Below are 21,535 nucleotides of genomic sequence, written 5' to 3' on the forward strand. Positions count from 1 at the left end.
TCGAACCCCCGAAAGAGGGATTGACGACAAGTGCTCGACGTCAACTTCTTCGACGAGCTGCGGATCGGCCTTGCCACCGCGGACGACATCCGGACCTGGTCCCACGGCGAAGTGAAGAAGCCGGAGACCATCAACTACCGCACGCTCAAGCCCGAAAAGGACGGACTCTTCTGCGAGAAGATCTTCGGTCCGACCCGGGACTGGGAGTGCTACTGCGGCAAGTACAAGCGTGTCCGCTTCAAGGGCATCATCTGTGAGCGCTGCGGCGTCGAGGTCACTCGCGCCAAGGTGCGTCGTGAGCGGATGGGCCACATCGAGCTCGCCGCTCCCGTCACCCACATCTGGTACTTCAAGGGCGTCCCGTCGCGCCTCGGATACCTGCTGGACCTCGCGCCGAAGGACCTCGAGAAGGTCATCTACTTCGCCGCGTACATGATCACGTTCGTGGACGAGGAGCGTCGTACCCGCGACCTGCCGTCCCTGGAGGCGCACGTCTCCGTCGAGCGCCAGCAGACCGAGAACCGCCGTGACTCCGACCTGGAGGCCCGCGCCAAGAAGCTCGAGACCGACCTAGCCGAGCTGGAGGCCGAGGGCGCCAAGGCCGACGTACGCCGCAAGGTGCGCGAAGGCGCCGAGCGCGAGATGAAGCAGCTGCGCGACCGTGCGCAGCGCGAGATCGACCGCCTCGACGAGGTGTGGAGCCGCTTCAAGAACCTCAAGGTCCAGGACCTGGAGGGCGACGAGCTGCTCTACCGCGAGCTGCGTGACCGCTTCGGCACGTACTTCGACGGCTGCATGGGTGCCGCCGCGCTGCAGAAGCGCCTGGAGTCCTTCGACCTCGACGAGGAGGCCGAGCGCCTCCGCGAGATCATCCGCACCGGCAAGGGCCAGAAGAAGACCCGTGCGCTCAAGCGCCTCAAGGTCGTCTCCGCGTTCCTGCAGACCAGCAACAAGCCCAAGGGCATGGTGCTCGACTGCGTGCCGGTCATCCCGCCGGACCTGCGTCCGATGGTGCAGCTGGACGGTGGCCGCTTCGCGACCTCCGACCTGAACGACCTGTACCGCCGTGTGATCAACCGCAACAACCGCCTCAAGCGTCTTCTCGACCTCGGCGCCCCCGAGATCATCGTGAACAACGAGAAGCGGATGCTTCAGGAGGCCGTCGACGCGCTGTTCGACAACGGCCGCCGCGGTCGCCCGGTCACCGGTCCCGGCAACCGGCCCCTGAAGTCCCTGAGCGACATGCTCAAGGGCAAGCAGGGCCGTTTCCGCCAGAACCTCCTGGGCAAGCGTGTGGACTACTCCGCGCGTTCCGTCATCGTCGTCGGCCCGCAGCTCAAGCTGCACCAGTGCGGTCTGCCGAAGGCCATGGCGCTGGAGCTCTTCAAGCCGTTCGTGATGAAGCGCCTGGTGGACCTGAACCACGCGCAGAACATCAAGTCGGCCAAGCGCATGGTCGAGCGTGGCCGCACCGTCGTGTACGACGTCCTCGAAGAGGTCATCGCCGAGCACCCGGTGCTGCTGAACCGTGCGCCCACCCTGCACCGCCTCGGCATCCAGGCATTCGAGCCGCAGCTCGTCGAGGGCAAGGCCATCCAGATCCACCCGCTCGTCTGCACCGCGTTCAACGCGGACTTCGACGGTGACCAGATGGCCGTGCACCTGCCGCTCTCCGCGGAGGCGCAGGCCGAGGCCCGCATCCTGATGCTGTCCTCGAACAACATCCTGAAGCCGGCGGACGGTCGTCCCGTCACCATGCCGACCCAGGACATGGTGCTGGGGCTGTTCTTCCTCACCACCGACGGCGTGCTCCGTGACACCAAGGGCGAGGGCCGCGCGTTCGGCTCCACGGCCGAGGCGATCATGGCGTTCGACGCCGGTGAGCTGGCGCTCCAGTCCACCGTCGACATCCGCTTCCCGGTGGGCACCATCCCGCCGCGCGGCTGGGTGCCGCCGGTCGCCGAGGAGGGCGAGCCCGAGTACCAGCCGGGTGACACCTTCCGGCTGCGCACCAGCCTGGGCCGCGCGCTCTTCAACGAGCTGCTGCCCGAGGACTACCCGTTCGTCGACTACTCGGTGGGCAAGAAGCAGCTCTCCGAGATCGTCAACGACCTGGCCGAGCGCTACCCCAAGGTCATCGTGGCGGCGACGCTCGACAACCTGAAGGCGGCGGGCTTCCACTGGGCGACCCGTTCGGGCGTCACCGTGGCCATCTCCGACATCGTCGTGCCCGAGGCCAAGAAGGCCATCGTCAAGGGCTACGAGGACCAGGACGAGAAGGTCCAGAAGCAGTACGAGCGCGGTCTGATCACCAAGGACGAGCGCACGCAGGAGCTCATCGCGATCTGGACCAAGGCGACCAACGAGGTCGCCGAGGCGATGAACGCGAACTTCCCCAAGACCAACCCCATCTTCATGATGGTTGACTCGGGCGCCCGAGGAAACATGATGCAGATGCGGCAGATCGCCGGTATGCGTGGTCTGGTGTCGAACGCGAAGAACGAGACCATCCCGCGTCCGATCAAGGCGTCCTTCCGTGAGGGCCTCACCGTCCTGGAGTACTTCATCTCCACGCACGGCGCCCGTAAGGGTCTGGCGGACACCGCCCTGCGTACCGCCGACTCGGGTTACCTGACCCGTCGTCTGGTGGACGTCTCGCAGGACGTGATCATCCGCGAGGAGGACTGCGGCACCGACCGCGGCCTCAAGCTGAAGATCGCCGTCAAGGGCGCGGACGGCGTGCTCCGCAAGACGGAGGACGTCGAGACCTCGGTCTACGCCCGCATGCTCGCCGAGGACGTCGTGGTGGACGGCAAGGTCATCGCGCCTGCCAACGTCGACCTCGGTGACGTCCTGATCGACGCCCTGGTGGGCGCCGGCGTCGAGGAGGTCAAGACCCGCTCGGTCCTGACCTGTGAGTCCGCGGTCGGCACCTGTGCCTTCTGCTACGGACGCTCGCTCGCCACCGGCAAGCTGGTCGACATCGGTGAGGCGGTCGGCATCATCGCCGCCCAGTCCATCGGTGAGCCCGGCACCCAGCTGACGATGCGTACCTTCCACACCGGTGGTGTGGCCGGTGACGACATCACCCAGGGTCTGCCCCGAGTCGTCGAGCTCTTCGAGGCCCGTACGCCGAAGGGTGTCGCCCCGATCTCCGAGGCCAAGGGCCGCGTGCGGATCGAGGAGACCGAGAAGACCAAGAAGCTCGTCGTCACCCCGGACGACGGCAGCGACGAGACGGCGTTCCCGATCTCGAAGCGTGCCCGTCTGCTCGTGGGCGAGGGCGACCCGGTCGAGGTGGGCCAGAAGCTCACCGTGGGCGCGACCAACCCGCACGACGTGCTGCGCATCCTCGGCCAGCGTGCGGTCCAGGTCCACCTGGTCGGCGAAGTCCAGAAGGTCTACAACTCGCAGGGCGTGTCGATCCACGACAAGCACATCGAGATCATCATCCGGCAGATGCTCCGCCGGGTGACGATCATCGAGTCCGGCGATGCGGAGCTGCTTCCGGGCGAGCTGGTCGAGCGGTCGAAGTTCGAGACCGAGAACCGTCGTGTGGTCACCGAGGGCGGTCACCCCGCCTCCGGCCGTCCGCAGCTGATGGGTATCACCAAGGCGTCGCTCGCCACTGAGTCGTGGCTGTCGGCGGCGTCCTTCCAGGAGACGACCAGGGTCCTGACCGACGCGGCGATCAACGCCAAGTCGGACTCCCTGATCGGCCTCAAGGAGAACGTCATCATCGGTAAGCTCATCCCGGCCGGTACGGGCCTGTCCCGCTACCGCAACATCCGGGTCGAGCCGACCGAGGAGGCCAAGGCCGCGATGTACTCGGCCGTGGGCTACGACGACATCGACTACTCGCCGTTCGGCACCGGCTCCGGCCAGGCCGTCCCGCTGGAGGACTACGACTACGGTCCGTACAACCAGTAAGCGAGTCGCTTGAACGCCTGAGGGCGGCCACCCCTGTACGTCATGGGGTGGCCGCCCTCCGGCGTGTGCGGGGCCGGGCCGTTCAGCGGGACGGGCCGCCGCCTCCTTGGGGCGGGAGCTGGGGCCGGGGGGCCGCCTGCCGGTCCGGGATCCGGGGAGCCGTGGCCGACTGGGTGGAGGCCGAGGGAGCGCCGGCCGCGGGTCCCGAGGCGCCGCGCAGGCGGGCTGCGGCGGCGATCGAGGGAGCGGTGGTCGTGGTGGCCGCCGCCGTGGTGGTGGCCGTGGTCCGGTCCGCCGTGAACTGTGCCCGTTCGAGGTAGGGGCCGGGGGTGACCTTCCAGGAGACGACGTTCGGGTCGACCTCCTGGCGGACCACCCGTTCCATGAGGGTGGCCATCTCGACCGGGCCGATGCCGCCGGGGACGGGGGTGATGTTCTGCGGGATGTTGTACGCATCGGCCCGTACGTCGCCGCGCACGCTGCCGTCCGCCTGCGGTACGAAACCGGAGTCGATCACGACGCGGTGGTGCGGCTGGATGTGGTCGGGGGTGAGGATGCCGGGGTTGCCGGTGACGGAGATGACGATGTCGGCGTCGCGGACCCGCTCCAGTCTGTCGCCGTGGTCGAGGGTCATGGGGTCGTGCCCGTTGGTCCGGAGCATGTTCACGACTCCCTGCCCGACGAACCCCTTGCTGCCGACCACGGCGATGGTGGGGTGGTCGGTCGCGAAGGGCTCCGCGACCCGGTAGATGCCTTCGGCGGTCGCGCAGGCGGGGTAGGGGGAGCGGCCTTTGAGCAGGGCGTCGATGTCCTTGGCCGGGTCCATGCCGTCGACGAGGGGGGCCAGGTCGCGCGGCGGGGGGAACTGCACGATGATCGCGCGGGTGGCGGGGTCCGCGTTGTAGCCCTCCAGGACCTCGCGGAAGTCGCCACGGCCGACGCCGGGCGGCAGGACGACGTGGTCCGCCCGGAAGCCCAGGTGCTCGAAGCTCTTGATCTTCTGTTCGGCGGAGATCCGGGAGGCTTCCAGGCGGACGCGCCAGTCCGGCGGGTCGGTGTCGGCCGGGGTGAAGCGGATGACCGCCACCTTCATGCCGGTCGGTTCCACGGCGGGCCGGTAGTGCGCGTACAGCTCGCGTGCCTGTCGCAGTACGTCCCGGCCCGAGACCAGTTCCGTCACGTCAAGGGCTCCAGGCCGGCCAGCACTTCGGGCACCGGAGCCAGAGGGCGGCCGTGGAACAGGCGGGTGACCTCGTCGGCCGTCAGCCTCCGGTCGCCCTGGTCGTCGTCCCGGTACCCGTTCTCCGCGACCTTCAGGGTGATCGCGGTGAAGGTCTCGGGGCCACCGGGGTCGTAGGAGGAGAAGTCCCCGAAGTGCGCGATCCACAGCAGGGAGGTGAGGTGGGGGCTCAGGTTCGCGCGGAGTAGGGGGAGCGCGGCGTCGGCGACATCGGCGAAGTCGTAGGTGATGCCGTGGACCGGGCTGTCGGCCAGCTCGGAGACGACGGCCACGGCCTGGCCGGTGCTCGGGTCGTACACGGCGCGCAGCAGGGAGAACGCCTCGCCGTTGAGCCGGTGCCGCCAGCGGAACAACTGGGTGGTCTCAGGAAGGGACACGTACCTCTCCAGGGTCAGGTCGGGGGCCGTCACTTGTGCTTGAGGACGGAGATGAGCAGGCCGTTCACCGGGCTGGGCGTCAGGAAGACCCCGGTGTCCCGCAGGGTCCACTCAGGGACCTGCGTGCCGTTGGGGAGGGCGCGAGGGGTCCCGTCACCGGCGGACAGATCGACCTCGGCCGTACCCGGGTCCCGTCCGAAGCCCGCGGCGAGCTCTCCGTACGCGATCCCGTCGTCGGTGATCGACCGGACGGACACGTCGGCCTTGCGGCTCTCGCCCGCCTCCAGGCAGGCGCCGTGGCGGCGCTGGAGGTCGAAGGCGACGGTGCCGGCGGCGACGAAGCGGCCGTTGGGAGAGGAGACGGCGTCGCCCCCCTTCGGCTGCTCGCAGACGATGCTCGTCTCCAGCTTGCCCGTGGCGGCGTTGTGGACGGCGACGAGCGGGGTGGAGAAGTTGTCCCCGGCCTCGGTGCCCCAGCGGGTGAGGAGGTGCCCGCCGATGGTCGAGATGTACTGGCCGTCCAGGGTGTGTTCGTTCATCGTCGACCTGGCGCCCGGCGGGGCGTCGTCCTGGATGTGCCAGGAGCCGGGCATCTCCACGAGGTCGAGGCCGTGACGGGTCACGACCCAGCCCTTGGCGGTCTTGACCCGCCCCCGGCCCTCGGCGCACGCGTCCGCGCACGCGTCGATGGTGCCGCTCGCCACGTCCACGGCGACGTCCTTCGTACCGTCCCAGTGGACCTGGAGCCCGCCGCCGTAGTCCTCGACGCGCAGGTCCTTCTCGCCCTCGCCCTTCCCGGAGTTCGGCCCGTACACATCCACGGGGACATCGACTCGGCGCTTCGGCGCCACGGCGGAGCCGGAGGCGTCCATCGGGTAGACGAGGAGGCGGACGACCTCCTTGCCCTTGGCGAGGGCGTCCCCGCCCAGGACGCCGTGCGCCCACAGCACGACGTACTCGCGGCCGTCCTGGAAGGTGGTCGACACGGAGGGCAGCTCCACGTCGTCGCCGGTGTAGGAGCCCTTGCCGGCCTCCCCCATGGAGGTGGGCGGCTCCCACGGCGCGCCGGTGAAGCGGATCCGGCCGGTCGACGCGTCCCGGACCTGGACGACGTAGCCGTCCTCCGTGGTGTCCACGTAGGCGACGGTGCCGCTCCGGGCGCCCACGGCCACCGGCGGCTTCGAGGAGTATTTCGCCGGCATCCAGGAGAGCGACTGCTCCCAGCCCTTGTCGGCGGTGTAGGCGGGCGGGACGGAGAGGAGGACCGACGGGCCGGAAGGGGCGGGGGGCGCCGCGGACGTCTTCTTCCCGTCCTCGCCGCCCTTCCCGGCCGGAGCCGGGTCGTCGGCCCCCGCGCATCCGGTCAGGAGCACTCCGGCCAGGGCGGCTCCCGCCACGGCCTTTCGCGTACGCATCGTTGTCACGGCCTTTCTCGGTTTTCGTGTCAGAACGCTTCGACCACCGGCGCTGCCTTGGGCCGGTGGGAGCCCTGTTTGCACCCGGCGAACGGGCCCGAGGGGCTGCGGAGTTCGCGCATGACCGCTCCCAGGTGGTCGCGGTGCCACAGGGCGGGGCCGCTCGGGCCGGCCGCCGGGTCGGTGAGTTCCTGCCAGGCGAGCCACAGGCCGTGCAGCCGCGCGATCGCCTCCGGGTGCTCCCACCAGCGGGGGCACCAGGGTTCGGCGGAGGTGACCTCCCGTCCGTACACGGGCAGCAGGAGGGCGTGCACCCAGGTCGCCAGCAGCCGTAGCTCCTCCTCGTACGCCTGTCCGTCGAGGTAGAGGATGAACTGCGGCTCGGCCTGGCCGGGGTCGGCGGGGGCGCTCATCGGGACAGCTCCTTCGCGGCGCGGACGGTGATGGCCCGCAGCTCCGCCGCCGCGGCCGCCTCGATGCGCTCGGCGCCCGGCTCCGCGTACCAGGGGCGCAGCCGGATCAGGGCGGGGCGCACGCCGGTGGCGAGGAGAAGCGCCGTGCCCTTGGGCAGGGCGCGGATCCGGTCGGCGGGGAGGATGCGTTCCAACCGGTACGAGGTGGAGCGGGTCCGGCCGTCCTTGCTCCGGGAGTGGCTGACGGTGCGCACGTCGTGCTCGCCGACCAGTCGGGAGACCTTCTCCACGAAGTCGGCGTCGTCGAGGCCCGCGCCGAGGAGCTTGACGGTCGCCGCGCCCCACAGGGCGTCCATGCCCGCCTCGCCCCATACGCGGGAGCCCTGCCGGTAACTCTGGAGCAGGGTGACGATGTTGATGCCGCGCGAGCCGAGGTGCGAGTACAGGTCGGGCAGGTCGGAGATGCGGCAGACGTTGGCGGCCTCGTCGAGGATCGCGGTCATCGGGGGTTCGAGCCGGCCGCCCATCCGTTCGGCGGCGCGGACGCCCGCGCGCAGGACGGAGTCGGCGACGGCGGCGATGACGCCCGCGGCCGAGCCGCCGCCGTCCTTGGACAGCAGGTACAGGGTCCCGGGGCCGAGGACGTGGTGGTCCGGCCGGAACTCCGGCATCACCGGGTCGGGGGTCACCCACGCGGCGATCCGCGGGTCGAGCAGGCAGCTCACGCACTGGCGGGCCGTCTCGTAGATGCCGTCCCGCGTCTCGACCGCCCCCTGGACCGTGCCCCGGAGCTGCTCGGCGAGGGCGGGCATGCCGGCGTCGCGCAGCAGGTCGATCGGGGTGCGGTCGGCCGGGTCGGCGAGCCAGCTGAGGACCTCGTCGACTCGTCGCCCGCCCGTGGCGGCGGCGTGGAAGAGGGCCATCAGGGTGTTCTGGGCGGCGGAGATCCAGAAGTCCCGCTTGGAGGCGTCGTCGTTGACCGCGCCGACGAAGTGGCCCGCGAGCCGCCGGGCGCCCTCGATGTCGCGGGCGTCGGCGAGCATGTCCCACCACAGGGCCCGGGGGGTGTGCGCGATGCCCTGGGGGTCGAACGTCCAGACCTGGCCGACCCGTTCGCGTTCGGCCCGGGTCACGGCGAAGACGTCGGACTTGTTGGAGGTCAGCAGGACGCTGCCGCGGGCGCGCAGGACGCGGGGGACGGCGATGCCGGTGGACTTGCCGGCGCGCGGGGCCATCAGGTCCAGCTCCACGTCCTCGTAACTGGAGCGCAGTTCGGGCCCGTTGGGCTCCAGATTGCCGAGGAGGTTGCCGGTGTCGTCGGGGGTGAGCTTGCCGCCGGTCGCCTTCCTCAGGCCGGGGCGGAGCTGGAGGGCGCGGGCCGCGGCGCCCTTGGGGAGCATCGCGGCGAGCTCCTTGCGGCCGGCGAGGCCGGGGGTGCGGCGGCCCCGTCCGCGGAACAGCAGGACGACGACCACGACCAGGCCGATCAGCAGCCCCGCGGTCACGGCGATGCCGGCGATCACGGCAGCCGGCGAGGCTTCCGGCCAGAGGGCGACCGGGCCGTCCCCGACCAGGGAGGAGAGGGTCCTGAGGCCGAACGGGGGCGGGTTCCAGCCCGACCCGGACACGGCCGCGCCGAGCGTCCCGCCCAGCCACACGCCGAGGAAGCCGAGGAAGACCACGGCGGCGGCGCCCACGATCAGCCAGGGCAGGTAGTCCTCGGCGGAGGCGGAACCGCCCCGGGGCGGACGGCTGGTCATGGACGCCCTCCGGAGCGCGGCTGGGACGGACGGTCGGTCATCGGTGCTCCCCGGAACGCGGCTGGGGCAGGTCCTTGCCGGCCCAGCGGGTGTTGGTGTTGTGCAGGTTGCGCTCGGTCTCGGTGATGGCGACCTTGATGGGGATGCCGGGCCGGCCGCCCACCTTGATCAGGAAGCGGCCCCGGCCGGGCGGCTCGGAGCTCGCCTCCGGGTTCGCCCAGCCGGGCGGTGACGACCAGGACGAGACCAGGTCGATCTCCCGCTGGGACATGCCGATCACCCTGCCGAGATCCTCCATCTCGGTACGGGGCAGACCGGCGCACACCACCATGCCGGCGCGCTCGACGAAGCCGCGGGCCTTGGCCCGGTCGGCCTCGTTGCCCAGCGCCTCGGCGTCCTTCAGGGTGTGGGTGATCTTGGCGTCGCCGAGGCCGAGGGAGCGGTTGAGGCGGGTGAGCGCGTCGATGCGCTCCACGATGCCGGAGGCGGCGCGCAGCGGACGCCACAGCTCGTCCAGGACGGTGAAGAACCAGCGCTGCGGGGCGAGCCCGGCGTCCGCCAGGGCGTGCGCGGCGGCGACCGTGCCGAGTCCGTCGGACCAGGCGGCGAGCATGGCCGCCGCCGTCAGCTGGGTGTCCGCCTCGCCGATGCGGGAGATGTCCACGCACACGGCGGGGGCGTTGGGGTTGATGCGGGTCGAGGTCTCCGAGGCGAAGGTGTCGCCCAGCGGGCCGTCGAGCACGCCGATCAGCGAGCGGTGCAGGGGGTCGACGGCCTTCTGATAGCGCTGCTGGTCGCCCCGGTCGAGGGTGACCGCGCGGACCCGGTCGGGGCCCTCGTCCAGCACCCTCAGCAGGTCGGGCAGGAGCGGCGGCCGACCGGGCTTCGACCGTTCCCTGAGGTGGTGCAGGCAGGCCGAGAGGACCGACTGCTCGTGGTCGTCCATGGGGCGCCCGCGCATGATGGTGATGAGCGCGGCCACCATGTTCAGGACGCGGCCGTGGGCCTCGGCCAGCAGGACGCGGCCGGCCTCCCCGCCGATCCGCTCCGCCGCCTCGCCCATGGCCCCGGGGTCGAGGACGTTGATGCCGCCGACACCGCGGCCGATGGAGATCACCTGGCCGCCCAGGGCCCGTACGGTGTCCGCGTAGTCGGGCTTGAGGTCGCCCAGGACCAGGGGGACCACGCCGGTGGCCGTCATGCCGATCAGCATGCGGTTGACCAGCGTCGACTTGCCGAGTCCCGGCATGCCGAGCATGAACAGGGACGGGTTCGAGATGTACCGGGCGCGGGTGAACCAGGAGATCGGGTCGCCGCAGACCGTTGAACCGGTGTGCAGGTGCTGGCCGAGCGGGACGCCGGTCATCGGCGCCCCCGAGCCGGCAGCGAACGGCCACAGGCCGCATGCCTGGACCGTGGTGGCGCGCCACATCGAGGGCGGGTCCACGTGGGCGACCTGCCCGCCGCCGGGGCCGGACCAGCCGCGCGGGGGCGCGACCGGGATCCGGCGGCGGGGGGCCTGCTTGGCGTCCGCGGCCCGCCCGAACTCCTCCGCGTCCCCGGTTCGCTTGACGTTCTTCCTGCTCACAGTGTCTCCCTGAGCTGGTACGGGATGAGGGTGTACTCCCATGGCAGGAGGCCGACGGGCAGTGTGCAGGTGAAGGCGGACGCCTGCATGCGGTCGGCGGGGCGCATCAGGATGCGGGAGGACGCCTGGAGGTTGCGGATGGTGATCGAGGCGTCCTGGAGCTCCTCCTCGTTGTCCACCGTGGCGGTGACCATGAGGGAGAACTCCACCAGGCCGGCACCGGACGCCTCCTCGGCGGCGGTCTGCTCGGCGGCCTGCATCTCGGAGGCGGCACGGGCCTGCACCAGGCCCCGGCGGGAGCCCGCCATGAAGTGGGCCGCGCGCCGGTCGGCCTCCACGATGCGGGCGGAGGTCGCCGGGTCGATCGGCCGGTAGACGAGGGAGACGCGCTTGCGGCGGGTGCCCTGGGCGGGCTCCAGGAGACCGCGCAGCACGCTGGAGCGGACGGTGCCGCGCGGTGCCAGGGTGAGCATCCAGGTGCGGGAGACGCCGGAGTCGTGCTTGTAGCCGTCCACGGTCTCCACGGCCACGGCCGGACCGGAGTCCTGCCAGCTCACCCCGGGGGACGACTGGCCGGCGCGGACGGCGAGCACGTCGGGCGCGATGGCCGGGTCGTAGGCGACCCGGACGATCTCCGCGATCCGCTCCTCGGACAGCGGCGAGGCGGAACCGCCCCCGGCCGCGACCAGGCCGGCCAGCAGGCCGGGCAGGCGCATCGCGAGGTCGGTGACCACGTCCTCGGGCTTGCGGCGCGGGCCGGGCAGGGCGCCGTAGGTGAGGGCGACGTACGTGTGCATCTCGGAGGAGGCGGACGGGTAGCGCGCCACGACCTCCTCCATCACCGCGCGGGCCGCCTCGGGGGCGTCCGGGGAGATCCGGGGCAGCACCTCGGCGGCCAGGCGGGTGCCGGTGTCGGGGGCCGTCTCCACGACGACCTGGGCGCCGCGCAGACCGGGCTCATGCGACAGCCGGGACAGCCAGTCGCCCCAGGAGGCGACCCAGATGTCGACCTGCTCGGGGTCGACGAGCGAGCCGCCGTCCGGCTCGCAGGCGAGCACGACGGTGTAGAGGTTCCGGCCCGGGTGGTGCAGGACGCCGAAGGAGCGGCCGTACGCGTCGGTGCCGTGCAGCATCTTCACGCGGGCGAGCAGCCCGGGTGGGGAGAAGCTGCCGCCGGGACGCCGCGAGAGCGGCCCGGAGACGTAGGTGTGCGAGCCGTTGGCCTTGCGCCTCAGCCAGCCGATCCGGATAGCGGCCATCTGGTAGACGTTCCTTCCGTCCGCGGTCCGCAGGGCGAGCGGACCGAGGAACAGGGCGAGCGGGACGAGGACGGTGAGGGCGACGGAGATCGATACGAGCGAGGCGAGCAGGACGACCACGAGACCGCCGAACGCGACGACGGTCCCCAGCAGGCCGAGAGGCCCGAGCCCGGGCCGACGGGGGCGCCGCCAGTTCCCGTAGGTGGGCCGCACCATGGATTCGGTGGCCACGGGATTCCTTTCAGGGGAGGGGTGTACGAGTACGGGGGAGGTCTCCGTGTCGGGTCAGCGGGTGGGGCCGCCGGAGGAGGGCGGGGTGTGTCGCGGGGCGACGGTGGTGCGCGCGCCTTGGTTCTGGGTCTGGGTCTGGTTCGGCGTGGTCTGGGGGGTGGTGTTCCGGGGGGAGCGCAGTTTGCCGGCGGCGGCGATGCCGATGGAGAACTCGCCCCTGGCGAAGGCGGGGGTTGTCTGTTGCGCGGGAGCGGTTGTGTTGGTGCCGGTGGGCGTGAACGCGCCGCGCTCGGTGGTGATCAGCCCTGTGGCCAGGCCCTGTTCGACGAGTTTTTCGGCGTTCTGGCGGCTGATGGAGTGGCCGAGGCCGGTGGTGTTCTTGGCGTAGAGGGCGTGGATCATTTCCTGGGGGGCCATGCGGCCGCCGTAGGGGTCGGTGCCCTGTTCGTGGGCGATGCGGCCGGTCTGCCAGCGTCCGGCGTTCTGCGCGAGGGAGGTTTCCAGGGGGACTTCGACGGAGAGGATGACGCGCTGGTCGTATCCGTCCCGGGCGAGGCTGCCGAGGAGTTCGAGGTTGGCGTTCTCGTTGGCGAGGGTTGCGTCGAAGAGGAGGTTGTAGCCCTCGTTGCGAGCCCATTCCTCGACATCGTTACGGAGTTCCGACGCTTCGCGGTGGAGCAGGCCGGACATCTCGGCCGGGGTGAGCTCGCGTCCGAAGGACAGGGCCATCTGCTCGGGGGAGAGCTGGGGCATGCCTCCGGCCTCGAAGAGGGCGCGCTTGAACTCGTCCGGGTCGAGGACGACGTAGTCCTCCAGCTTCAGGCCGTGGGCGGAGGTGAGCAGTCGCCCCAGCTCGGAGTCCTCGTTCTGCCAGGAGCCGAGTTCTTGTTGCACGCTGCTCTTCCCGGCACCGGGCGCGCCCGCGGTGAGCAGGACGGCGTGTCCGCCCTGGGGCAGGTTGGCGTACTCGGCTTTGAAGCGTTCGACGATGGAGGCGTGCAGGGCAAGGCGGTCGCTGTGGTAGACGCCTTGGGTGGTGAACTGCGCCGCGGTGTCCCCCGCGCCGGGTGAGAGGTCTCCGCCTCGCGCCATGCGCTGTTGCAGCTCGGCGTAGAGCTGAGCGTATTCCCCCGTCAGCATGGACGCTCCTTTCCCTTGCTTCGGGCCTGCCCGGGTCAGCCGCGCGCGTTCTTGCGGCGCAGGATCTCTTCCGCGTCCTCGTAGGTGATGTTGCCGAGCACGACAGCACCGTTGAGCAGGGACAAGACGTTGTCCTGACCTGTGGGCTCGATGAGTAGCGGGTCGTAGATCTCTTCTTCGAAGTCCCAGGCGGCGATGGTCTCGATCATCTCCTCGCGCGGGATGCCGCCCTTGGCGTAACGCCTGAGGTACTCGCGCAGTGAGGGCTTCTCGGTCATGGGTCGGTCCTTCCGTGTGGTGCCGCCGGCGGCGGGTGGGGCGGCACGGGCGCCGCGCAGCCCCACCCGCCGCAGGAGTTACTGGTTGTGGCCCTTCATACCGTCGTTGTCGTCCAGCGAGCCCGCGACTTCGTTGGCCGCGTTCATGCCCGCCTGGGCGACCACCGCGGCGGCTTGGACCGCGACCATCGCGGGGCCCGCGGCCGCCGCGGCGCCACCGGCCGCCGCACCGCCGGCACCCGCGCCTCCGGCACCGCCCGCGCCGGACGACGGGGCCGCGCCCGCGCCGGCGGACGGGGAGCCCGCGGGGCTCTTCGAGCCGCCTCCGCCGCCTCCGCCGCCTCCGCCGCCTCCGCCACCGCCGCCTCCGCCCCCGCCACTGGCGATGCTGACCGCACCGCTCGCGATGCTGTTGGCGAAGTTGAGGGCCACGGTGCCGCCCGAGGTGCCGCCGAGCGCGGCGGTCGCCGGGACGACCAGCTTGAGCAGGGCGGGCAGGGCGAAGACCGAGAGGATGAGCATGCCCATGCCCGCGATGGTGTTCTCCAGGCCCGGGTCATTCCTGCTCTGGGTCATGGACGTGGCCGAGTAGATGATCAGTGCCGCGGCCGGCTTGTAGAGCAGCCAGGCGATCAGCCAGCCGATGTGCTTCTTCCACCAGCCGTCACCCCAGCCCGTCATGGAGGCGGCGGCGGCGATGGGGAGGGTGCCGATCAGCATGATGAGCACGCCGAGCCGGATGTACATCAGGATGATCTGGACGAAGCTGGCCAGCATGACCAGCAGGCCGAAGATCAGGATCAGGCCGGGGCTGGTCAGCGCGGTGACCCCGAGGATGGTCTCGGCGTTGTCCCCCAGGTTCGCTTTTCTGTACACCTCTTGGGCGTACGCGTCCGACGCCTGGTACAGCAGGGTGGCCAGCACGGGGGTGAGGGTGGAGACGAGGATGACCTTCCACATGCCCATGAACGCCTGCTGCATGGACTGGCCCTTGCGCTCGTAGGCCATCCTGATCGCGGCGACGAGGAGGGAGGCGACGGCCACGTAGCCGACGAGCCACCTCGTCTCGCCGATGATCATGTCGAGCCCCGTGCCCCCTTCGGGGTTGAGGCTGTTGCCGGTGCCGACCTTCATCCAGACGCCGTTGAGCGCCTTGAGGACTTCGGAGGCGGCCGCGCCGATGGCGTTCGCGAAGGATTCCACGGCGCTTCCGACCACGCTGTCGACAGCGCCCTCGGCACCCTTCTTGATGCAGTCCTTCAGGTTCTTCCCGCATTCGACGAGGTCCCCGGGGCTGGGCAGGTTAGTCGCCATCTCCGCCTCCCCACAGGACGAACCCCTCCGACCCTCCGACGAAGGTGATGTTCTCCGTCAGCGAGCCCTTCAAGGTGGGGCGCAGCTTCCAGTCCCCGTCCTCCCAGACCACGGACGCGGTGGCGGCGCCGTACTTCCCGTCGGCGATGCGTATGAGGAGCATCGCCGTGGCCTGGTCCTTGGTGTACGTGAGCATGGAGAACCCGATATAGGTCCCGTCGCTGCCCGGAGCCCCCGCCGCGCTCTCGTCGGTGTCCTTGGACCGCGTCGCCACGAACGCGTCCTTGCCGGGACCACTGGCGATCTGCTTGTCGGCGACCGTCCTCCACTCGCTCCCGCTCATCTTGGAGGTGATGGAGTGCAGCGCCAGCACCGCGCCCAGCGGGGTGCGTGCGAAGCAGGACCAGACGACGCCGTTGTACTGGAGGGGGCCCGCGGTCGCGGACACCGGGACGAGGTCCGCCTGATAGACCTTCCACTTCAGGTCCGCCGGGCTCTTCGGCGGAACCGCCTGGTCGCTGTCGTCCGTGCGGCAGCCGGCCGGCCGGGGGTCCTCCGTCCCGTTCGACGGCTCGCCCGAAGGGGCGTCCTGTGTGGGGTCGGTGGAAGGAGCCGTCGTCGCCCCCGACCCCGGACCGGCGTTCGTGTCCCCGTCGTCGTCGGCGAACACGACGAAGGCGCCGAGCAACGCCAACACCAGGAAGAACCCGGCGGACAGCAGCCAGCCCGGCTGCTGCCAGAACGGCTTCTCCCACTCACCACTGCTGCTTCGCTGACTTCGCGGACTCATGGGTCGCCCCTCCCCGGGTCAGTTGAAGACGAAGGTGACGAGTGGCCCCGCGGTCGCGACCAGGACGCAGCCGCCCAGCACCATGCCGAGCCGGCCCATGTGCTCCGAGCCTTCGCCCCGACGCATGGAGATCGCCATCATCGCTCCGGTGATCAGCACGCCCGCGACACCCGCCGCGGTGCCCGCCCAGGCGACGATGCCGAGCACGTCGTTGACTTTGTTGGTGAGTGCCGGCGGCGCATCCATGCCCGGATTGGGCACATTGGCCGCGAGTACGACGTCGCGGATCTTGCTCAACATGGAGAATCTTCCCCCCGTGGAAGTGAGCGTTTCGGGCTCAAATGTGTGGTGTATCAGGGCGCTTCGGCGTCACTGCCGCCGCCGCATCATGACAGCACTTCTTCGGGCTGCGCCCGTTTCCGGTCGCAACGGTGACCTACTCGGGACAGAGAAGCGGACGAAAGCCTTCTAGAACAACAGGAATTCGACCAGTGGCCCGGCCGTCGCCCCGATGATGCAGGCCCCCATCACGACCGCGAACTGTGTCAGGTGTTCGTCACCGCCCCCTGACCGTAGTGCGATCGCCATCCGCGATCCGACGATCAGGACGCCCAGGACGCCCGCGGCGCTGACCAGCCAGGCGAGGTAGCCGAGGATCTGGTTGAGGGGTCCGGTGACGTTCGTGCTGGGAGCGGCCAGTATCAGTTCCATCGCGTACTTCCCTAGAAACCGGTTCAGTTGCCGGCAGCGAGTCGGCGGAGTGCGGTGACCTCGCGCGGCAGGGGCCCGGAGAGGTTACCGGTCCGCCAGGACGGCACCCAGGGGACCCGGTGGACGTCCACCACCGAACCGATCACCTTGATCCGCCGGCCCAGTTCCTTCGGCAGGCGACCGGGCGCGTCCGCGACCAGGACGACCCCGGAGAGCGTCACGCCCGGCGGAATCCCGTTCTGGCGGCCCGCGTCGAGAATCCGGGACACCGCCTGGAGGCCCGAGGAGTGGGTGCGTGCCACCAGCAGGACGTCGCCCGGCTGTCCGGCTGCCACGTCCGGCCAGGCGAGACCGGCGTCATGCCCCCCGCACAGCTGCGCCAGAGTGGACGCGCCCGCCCCGCCATGGGCGTTCATCCACGAGAACCCGCCCCCCGTATCCGGCGGCGCGGAGCCACCGGGCGCACCAAGGCCGGACTGCGGTACGGGACTTGGAGCGGGTGAGCCCGCGGTCGGCGGGGCTGCCGGTCCGCGGAGCCAGATCTCCGGCCCGCCGATCGCTTCCAGTCGCATACGTCCTCGCCCCCCGTGTCGACGCCCGGCAACTCTCTCACGTAGCGTCCGGCAGTAATAACGTACGGCGAATCTCTGGGCGTTGGACGCAGCAGTCGCGTGAGATGGCCACCGGGCGCGCGGGAACGCGGCTCGGTGGAAGGAATCAGGAATGTGCTGACGGGGGAGCGATGTCGGAAAAAGGGGGAAGCGCCGTCGCGTGGCTCGCGGGGGGCACGATGGCGCTGGTCGTCATGCCGGTCTTCCTGTTCGCGGGGGTGGGGGCGGGGGACGTCGGGCCCGACATGTCGGGCGTCAACGGCGGTACGCTGGACCCGAAGCACGTACCGCCGGAGTACCTGCCGTGGGTGCTGAAGGCGGGCTCCATGTGCCCCCAGATCACCGCGCCGGTCATCGCCGCGCAGATCGAGGCCGAATCCGGCTGGGTGAACGGGCTGACCTCGCCCGTCGGGGCCCAGGGGCTCTCCCAGTTCATGCCCGGCACCTGGGTCACCTGGGGCCGGGACGACGACGGCAACGGCCGGATCAACCCCTTCGACCCGGGGGACGCGATCATGGCCCAGGGGCGTTACGACTGCGCCCTGGCCAAGCAGGTCGAGGGGTACAAGGCCCGGGGCAAGGCGAGCGGACCGACGCTCGACCTCACCCTCGCCTCCTACAACGCGGGTCCGGGCGCGGTGCTCAAGTACGGTGGCATACCCCCGTACCAGGAGACCCAGGGCTACGTCGTCAAGATCAAGGCCGCCATGGCGAAGTACACGGCGATCAGCTCCGGCCCCGGCACGGGCACGATCCCCGCCGGGCAGCGGCTGGCCATGCCGCTCTCCGGCAACCCGCCCGTCACCTCGCCCTTCGGCATGCGCGTGCACCCCATCACCGGGGTCCACAAGCTGCACTCCGGAATGGACTTCGGCGTGGCGCAGGGCGTGCCCATCCTCGCCGCCAAGGAAGGCGTCGTCACCTTCGCCGGCCTGACGCCCGGCTACGGGAACCGCGTGATCGTCTCCCACGGATCGATCGGCGGCAAGCAGATCGCGACGACCTACAACCACATGTCCGCCATCAACGTCTCCAAGGGGCAGAGCGTCGGCGTGGGAACGGTGGTCGGACTCGTCGGCAGCACGGGCTACTCGACCGGCGCCCACCTCCACTTCGAGGTGCAGGAGAACGGCCAGTACGTCAACCCCGCGCCCTGGATCGGCAAATGAGCAGGCGTCGGACAGCGGACGTGGACGGGAACGGGGACGGGGACGGGGACGGAAGGAGAACGACCATGCGGAAGAGCATCGCCACCGTGCTCGTGACCGTGGTGGGGGCGGCCGTGCTGGTCGGCTGCGGCCTGAAGGACCTCCGGGAGGAGTCCGACGGCGCGGGCGGGGGGACGGACCCCGACCCGGTGGCCTCCGACACCTTCACGCCCAAGGCCCCCGTCCCCCGGGGGAAGCCACTGGACGGGCGGAGCAGGCTTCCCGCCCCGCCGAAGGCGGACGACGGGGACCCGACCTCCGTCGCCCGGGCCTGGGCGACCGTCGCCTACGGCTACGACACCGCCTACGACGCGGGGCGCCAGGACGCGGTGCTCCGGACCCTCCCCTACCTCACCCCCGCACGCGCCGCCGCCGAGCGCGAGCACGTCTCGGCGGGCGGCACCGGCGGGGACTGGAACGTCTGGGCGGGGCACCGGGCGTGGACGACGGTGCGGCTCGCGTTCGAAGACGGCGACGACGACCTCCCGCCCGACACCCCGACCCTCGCCTACCGCGAGGTCTTCGTCGAGGGCACGGCGCACGGCCGGGACGGCTGGACCGGCCCCGGACCCCGGCTCATGGCCTCGGTGAAGCTGACCCGCGCGCTCGGCGGCCCGTGGCGCGTGGCCGACGTCCGGGTGGTCGAAGAGGTCCTGCCGCCCGCCGTACGCCCCTCCGCCCCGACCTCCCCCTCCGCCACTCCGCCCCCACGAAAGAACTGAGTGAGGCATCCATGTCCGTGTTCAGCCGCCGAAAGCGGAAGGAAGAGACTCCGCTGTCGGCTTCCGGGCCGACGGCGGTCGAGGTGCGGGTGCGCGCCGACGGGTTCGCCGAGGTCGACGGCCGACCCGTGGTGGCGGGAGTGGGCGAGACCCCCCAGGACGCCGTGCTCGACTACCTGTACCGCCTCGCCCTGACGTCCGGGCAGCCCGTGCCGGCCACGGTGTACGACGAGCGGATCGGGTCCGTCGTGCCGCTGTGGGTGCTGGAGGACGGGTCGAGCGCCTTCTCGGGGCAGCCGGCCCCGCTGCGGGACGCGGGGGACGGGGGCACGCCCACCCAGCCGCCGGCTCCGTTCCCGGCACCGGCTCCGGCCCCCGCACGCGCAGCGGTACCGTCCTCTGCGACAGCCCCAGCCCCGGAACCCGACCCGGCTCCGGCATTCGCACCCGTACCGGCTCCGTCCCTCGTACCGGCTCCGTCCCCCGCACCGGTGGCCCCGGCGCCCGCACCCGTACCGGCCCCTACGGCGGCCCTCGCGCAGGCATCGGCCCCCGCGCAGACACCGGCCCCCGCGCAGGCACCGCCCCCGGCCCCCCGGCCCCCCGTCGACGACCCGTTCGCCGGGCCCGTCGCCCGGATTCACGAGGCGCTCCAGTCCGGACGCATCGAGTGGGCCGCCACGCTCGCCCTTCAGAGCGTGGCCGAGGCCGCCGGGCGCCTCGGCCCCGAGGCGCCGGAGACGCTGCGGCTGCGCGAGCTCAACGCGTACGTCGCCTTCGTCGCGGGCGACGCCGGCCGGGCCTTCGAAGGCTCCCTGGAGATCGCCCGGATACGCGCCGCGCACAAGGACCCGCAGGCGCTGCAGAGCGTGCTGAACGCGGCGGCGGCCTGGCTCAAGGTCGCCGACCCCCGCGAGGGGCTCCGGATGGGCCGTGACCTGATCGCCCTCTGGTCCACCCTGCCCGCCGCGGACCAGGACCGGCTCGACTCGGCCCGGGCCCGGATGGTCCGGCTGGCGCGGCGCTGCTAGGTGTATTGATCAGAAGCGTCGTCAACGCCGATCGGGCTGGATCATGGCGAAGACCTCCGGCGTGTGCGGGGCCGGGCCGGGCCGTTCGGCGGTGCGTCTACCGCAGGGGGGGCGACGCCGGCCGGAGGACCGGAATTGGCGCTTCCAGAGGATCGGATTCCGGCAATGACACGGCCGGCCTCGGATGGCTTCCGGGCGCCTTCCCTGACGGGTTGATGTCCGGTAGTTTCGGTCGCATGAGCGAGTCAGTGGCCTTGGGCGATAGCCGAAAGACGCCCGGCAGTCCTCTGGCGTTGCGCCACGGTCTGGCCGTTGTCGGCATATTCCTGATGTACGGGGGAGTCACGCTCCTCGTGGAGCTGTTCAGCCGGGCGGGAGACCAGGGGAGTTGCGGCCATCGGGCGGGCGTACCCTGCCAGGAGGGCACGGTGCTTCTCGGCCTCGGAGCTTTCGCCTTCATAGCCGGCGTTCTCGTGCTCGATCACCTGGGAATGCGGCCCGGATGGTCGGAACCCGCCGGCGTTTTCGCGTCTATCTCCTTCCTCTACGGAACCGGCGGAATCGGGCTCGCCTTCGCGTGGAACGTGGTCGATTCGGACAGTGTGATCTGGTCGGTGGTTTCCGGCGCGATCGCGGTTCTCCCGCTCTGGATATTCGGCCTCCTGGTTCACGGGTTCTTCAAGGGCTTCTGGAAAGACGGCCCGAAGAAGTGGGCCAGGGAACATTTCTGGTTGCTGGAGCGCCTGCCGCAGTCGAAGCGGAGGCGGCGGCAGCTGCTGCGTTCGAGGGGTGTTGAGAGGCGGCGTGCCGCATACGGTCGACTGGAGCCGGAGACACGCAAGGAGAAGGTGCACTGGGCGCTGTTCATGGTCGAGTCGTGCGTGGCATTGGTCGGCGGAGTGCTCGCCGCAGTGTTTTTCATTGTGCATGTATCGTGAGTTGCCGTTCGTGAGTTGCCGTTTGTGAGTTGCTGTTCGTGAGGGAGGCCGAGGGGCTCTCCTTCAGGTGTGGATCGATTATGGGGGGCGTTGATACTTCGCATGGCGTTGTTGGTGCAAGTGATTTTTGCTCTCCTGGCCTTTTCCGTCCCTGCCACGTTCCTGTTTTTTGGATGCAGAGCGATGCGTCTGAGGTTTTGGCAGTCCCGCCTTCTGTCCGGAGGAAAGGGAAGGAGAACTTCCGGGGTCTGCGTCAACTTGCAGTGGACCGGTCAGGGATTGGTTTCGAGTGGTATCAGATTCGTGGACACATCGGGAGTTTCACCTATGGCGTGGACCCGGTACCGGCGCACGATCCCCGTACTGATCGGAAAGTCTGCACATGTCCTTTATGATGTCGAACACAAAGCTCAACCGGTTGTCGGCGACGACGAGGTGAAGGTCGGTTCATACGCGTTCGGGGCACTCTTTGTCAGTATCGGCCTGGCGGCTCTCGTCGGCTTGCTGAATTTGATGACGCAGGACCTCCTGTGATTATCCTGGTGCTTCTCTTCTGTCTCACGGCGCTTGCGGTGGGCG

At 70.5% G+C, this 21,535-nt stretch carries 20 protein-coding genes; 6 read left to right on the forward strand and 14 right to left on the reverse strand.

Translation table 11 applies throughout. The features are described from left to right. Positions 1-30: 30 nt before the first annotated feature. Positions 31-3,930 carry a DNA-directed RNA polymerase subunit beta' gene (locus tag ACLJPL_RS17860; protein WP_356829916.1) on the forward strand — a complete coding sequence of 1,300 codons (3,900 nt, stop codon included), beginning with the start codon at positions 31-33 and terminating at the stop codon, positions 3,928-3,930. A gap of 82 nt (positions 3,931-4,012) precedes the next feature. On the opposite strand, the gene ACLJPL_RS17865 is transcribed toward ACLJPL_RS17860, so the two are convergent. The 14 genes from ACLJPL_RS17865 to ACLJPL_RS17930 form a co-directional block, all read right to left on the reverse strand. After that, the gene (locus ACLJPL_RS17865; protein ID WP_411081831.1) at positions 4,013-5,110 is read right to left on the reverse strand and encodes a bifunctional 5,10-methylenetetrahydrofolate dehydrogenase/5,10-methenyltetrahydrofolate cyclohydrolase; all 1,098 of its coding nucleotides are present in this window, start codon (positions 5,108-5,110) and stop codon (positions 4,013-4,015) included. Continuing rightward, positions 5,107-5,547, reverse strand: a complete 441-nt coding sequence (locus ACLJPL_RS17870) for a hypothetical protein (RefSeq protein WP_411081832.1) — start codon at positions 5,545-5,547, stop codon at positions 5,107-5,109. The genes ACLJPL_RS17865 and ACLJPL_RS17870 overlap by 4 nt, the downstream gene beginning before the upstream one ends. Positions 5,548-5,576: 29 nt before the next feature. After that, positions 5,577-6,962, reverse strand: coding sequence for a hypothetical protein (locus ACLJPL_RS17875; RefSeq protein WP_411081833.1), 1,386 nt, complete (start codon positions 6,960-6,962; stop codon positions 5,577-5,579). A gap of 29 nt (positions 6,963-6,991) precedes the next feature. After that, positions 6,992-7,375: a DUF4913 domain-containing protein gene (locus ACLJPL_RS17880; protein ID WP_411081834.1), complete on the reverse strand. Its 384-nt coding sequence runs from the start codon at positions 7,373-7,375 to the stop codon at positions 6,992-6,994. Further along, positions 7,372-9,135 carry a type IV secretory system conjugative DNA transfer family protein gene (locus ACLJPL_RS17885; protein WP_411081835.1) on the reverse strand — a complete coding sequence of 588 codons (1,764 nt, stop codon included), beginning with the start codon at positions 9,133-9,135 and terminating at the stop codon, positions 7,372-7,374. The genes ACLJPL_RS17880 and ACLJPL_RS17885 overlap by 4 nt, the downstream gene beginning before the upstream one ends. A 37-nt stretch (positions 9,136-9,172) precedes the next feature. Next, positions 9,173-10,639: an ATP/GTP-binding protein gene (locus ACLJPL_RS17890; RefSeq protein ID WP_411082129.1), complete on the reverse strand. Its 1,467-nt coding sequence runs from the start codon at positions 10,637-10,639 to the stop codon at positions 9,173-9,175. 80 nt (positions 10,640-10,719) lie between these two features. Continuing rightward, entirely contained in the window at positions 10,720-12,198 is a 1,479-nt protein-coding gene (locus tag ACLJPL_RS17895; RefSeq protein ID WP_411082130.1) for an SCO6880 family protein, read from the reverse strand. A gap of 69 nt (positions 12,199-12,267) precedes the next feature. Continuing rightward, positions 12,268-13,353: a zeta toxin family protein gene (locus tag ACLJPL_RS17900; RefSeq protein ID WP_411081836.1), complete on the reverse strand. Its 1,086-nt coding sequence runs from the start codon at positions 13,351-13,353 to the stop codon at positions 12,268-12,270. A 35-nt stretch (positions 13,354-13,388) separates the two neighbouring features. Next, entirely contained in the window at positions 13,389-13,631 is a 243-nt protein-coding gene (locus ACLJPL_RS17905) for a hypothetical protein (RefSeq protein WP_411081837.1), read from the reverse strand. Positions 13,632-13,709: 78 nt separating this feature from the next. Continuing rightward, complete coding sequence (locus ACLJPL_RS17910; protein ID WP_411081838.1) at positions 13,710-14,945, reverse strand: hypothetical protein; 1,236 nt, start codon at positions 14,943-14,945, stop codon at positions 13,710-13,712. Further along, complete coding sequence (locus ACLJPL_RS17915) at positions 14,935-15,735, reverse strand: hypothetical protein (RefSeq protein ID WP_411081839.1); 801 nt, start codon at positions 15,733-15,735, stop codon at positions 14,935-14,937. The genes ACLJPL_RS17910 and ACLJPL_RS17915 overlap by 11 nt, the downstream gene beginning before the upstream one ends. A gap of 18 nt (positions 15,736-15,753) precedes the next feature. Next, complete coding sequence (locus ACLJPL_RS17920) at positions 15,754-16,035, reverse strand: hypothetical protein (protein WP_411081840.1); 282 nt, start codon at positions 16,033-16,035, stop codon at positions 15,754-15,756. A gap of 168 nt (positions 16,036-16,203) precedes the next feature. Next, positions 16,204-16,446, reverse strand: coding sequence for a hypothetical protein (locus tag ACLJPL_RS17925; protein ID WP_411081841.1), 243 nt, complete (start codon positions 16,444-16,446; stop codon positions 16,204-16,206). Between the two features lie 23 nt (positions 16,447-16,469). Further along, entirely contained in the window at positions 16,470-16,862 is a 393-nt protein-coding gene (locus ACLJPL_RS17930) for a DUF6668 family protein (RefSeq protein ID WP_411081842.1), read from the reverse strand. Between the two features lie 326 nt (positions 16,863-17,188). On the opposite strand from ACLJPL_RS17930, the gene ACLJPL_RS17935 reads away from it, so the two are divergent. The 5 genes from ACLJPL_RS17935 (at position 17,189) to ACLJPL_RS17955 (ending at position 21,490) form a co-directional block, all read left to right on the forward strand. Next, positions 17,189-18,226, forward strand: coding sequence for a peptidoglycan DD-metalloendopeptidase family protein (locus ACLJPL_RS17935; RefSeq protein WP_411081843.1), 1,038 nt, complete (start codon positions 17,189-17,191; stop codon positions 18,224-18,226). A 65-nt stretch (positions 18,227-18,291) separates the two neighbouring features. Continuing rightward, positions 18,292-18,987: a hypothetical protein gene (locus tag ACLJPL_RS17940; RefSeq protein WP_411081844.1), complete on the forward strand. Its 696-nt coding sequence runs from the start codon at positions 18,292-18,294 to the stop codon at positions 18,985-18,987. 11 nt (positions 18,988-18,998) lie between these two features. Continuing rightward, complete coding sequence (locus tag ACLJPL_RS17945; protein WP_411081845.1) at positions 18,999-20,018, forward strand: tetratricopeptide repeat protein; 1,020 nt, start codon at positions 18,999-19,001, stop codon at positions 20,016-20,018. A gap of 236 nt (positions 20,019-20,254) precedes the next feature. Then, on the forward strand, positions 20,255-20,956 hold the full coding sequence (locus tag ACLJPL_RS17950) for a hypothetical protein (protein ID WP_411081846.1): 702 nt from the start codon (positions 20,255-20,257) through the stop codon (positions 20,954-20,956). Between the two features lie 102 nt (positions 20,957-21,058). Beyond that, positions 21,059-21,490 (forward strand): hypothetical protein, encoded by a 432-nt coding sequence (locus ACLJPL_RS17955; protein WP_411081847.1) that lies wholly within the window; start codon positions 21,059-21,061, stop codon positions 21,488-21,490. The last annotated feature ends 45 nt before the right edge of the window (positions 21,491-21,535 follow it).

This window comes from Streptomyces sp. cmx-18-6 (assembly GCF_046548915.1).
In the GTDB taxonomy this organism is placed as follows: domain Bacteria; phylum Actinomycetota; class Actinomycetes; order Streptomycetales; family Streptomycetaceae; genus Streptomyces.

What these genes read in the sequence shown, in the direction of transcription:
- ACLJPL_RS17905 (WP_411081837.1), bottom strand. Translation starts at nt 13,631, where the DNA reads ATGACCGAGAAGCCCTCACTGCGCGAGTACCTCAGGCGTTACGCCAAG.
- ACLJPL_RS17950 (WP_411081846.1), top strand. Translation starts at nt 20,255, where the DNA reads ATGAGCGAGTCAGTGGCCTTGGGCGATAGCCGAAAGACGCCCGGCAGT.
- ACLJPL_RS17935 (WP_411081843.1), top strand. Translation starts at nt 17,189, where the DNA reads ATGTCGGAAAAAGGGGGAAGCGCCGTCGCGTGGCTCGCGGGGGGCACG.
- ACLJPL_RS17910 (WP_411081838.1), bottom strand. Translation starts at nt 14,945, where the DNA reads ATGGCGACTAACCTGCCCAGCCCCGGGGACCTCGTCGAATGCGGGAAG.
- ACLJPL_RS17875 (WP_411081833.1), bottom strand. Translation starts at nt 6,962, where the DNA reads ATGCGTACGCGAAAGGCCGTGGCGGGAGCCGCCCTGGCCGGAGTGCTC.
- ACLJPL_RS17900 (WP_411081836.1), bottom strand. Translation starts at nt 13,353, where the DNA reads ATGCTGACGGGGGAATACGCTCAGCTCTACGCCGAGCTGCAACAGCGC.
- ACLJPL_RS17895 (WP_411082130.1), bottom strand. Translation starts at nt 12,198, where the DNA reads ATGGTGCGGCCCACCTACGGGAACTGGCGGCGCCCCCGTCGGCCCGGG.
- ACLJPL_RS17930 (WP_411081842.1), bottom strand. Translation starts at nt 16,862, where the DNA reads ATGAACGCCCATGGCGGGGCGGGCGCGTCCACTCTGGCGCAGCTGTGC.
- ACLJPL_RS17915 (WP_411081839.1), bottom strand. Translation starts at nt 15,735, where the DNA reads ATGAGTCCGCGAAGTCAGCGAAGCAGCAGTGGTGAGTGGGAGAAGCCG.
- ACLJPL_RS17955 (WP_411081847.1), top strand. Translation starts at nt 21,059, where the DNA reads ATGGCGTTGTTGGTGCAAGTGATTTTTGCTCTCCTGGCCTTTTCCGTC.
- ACLJPL_RS17940 (WP_411081844.1), top strand. Translation starts at nt 18,292, where the DNA reads ATGCGGAAGAGCATCGCCACCGTGCTCGTGACCGTGGTGGGGGCGGCC.
- ACLJPL_RS17945 (WP_411081845.1), top strand. Translation starts at nt 18,999, where the DNA reads ATGTCCGTGTTCAGCCGCCGAAAGCGGAAGGAAGAGACTCCGCTGTCG.
- ACLJPL_RS17885 (WP_411081835.1), bottom strand. Translation starts at nt 9,135, where the DNA reads ATGACCAGCCGTCCGCCCCGGGGCGGTTCCGCCTCCGCCGAGGACTAC.
- ACLJPL_RS17925 (WP_411081841.1), bottom strand. Translation starts at nt 16,446, where the DNA reads ATGGAACTGATACTGGCCGCTCCCAGCACGAACGTCACCGGACCCCTC.
- ACLJPL_RS17880 (WP_411081834.1), bottom strand. Translation starts at nt 7,375, where the DNA reads ATGAGCGCCCCCGCCGACCCCGGCCAGGCCGAGCCGCAGTTCATCCTC.
- ACLJPL_RS17920 (WP_411081840.1), bottom strand. Translation starts at nt 16,035, where the DNA reads ATGTTGAGCAAGATCCGCGACGTCGTACTCGCGGCCAATGTGCCCAAT.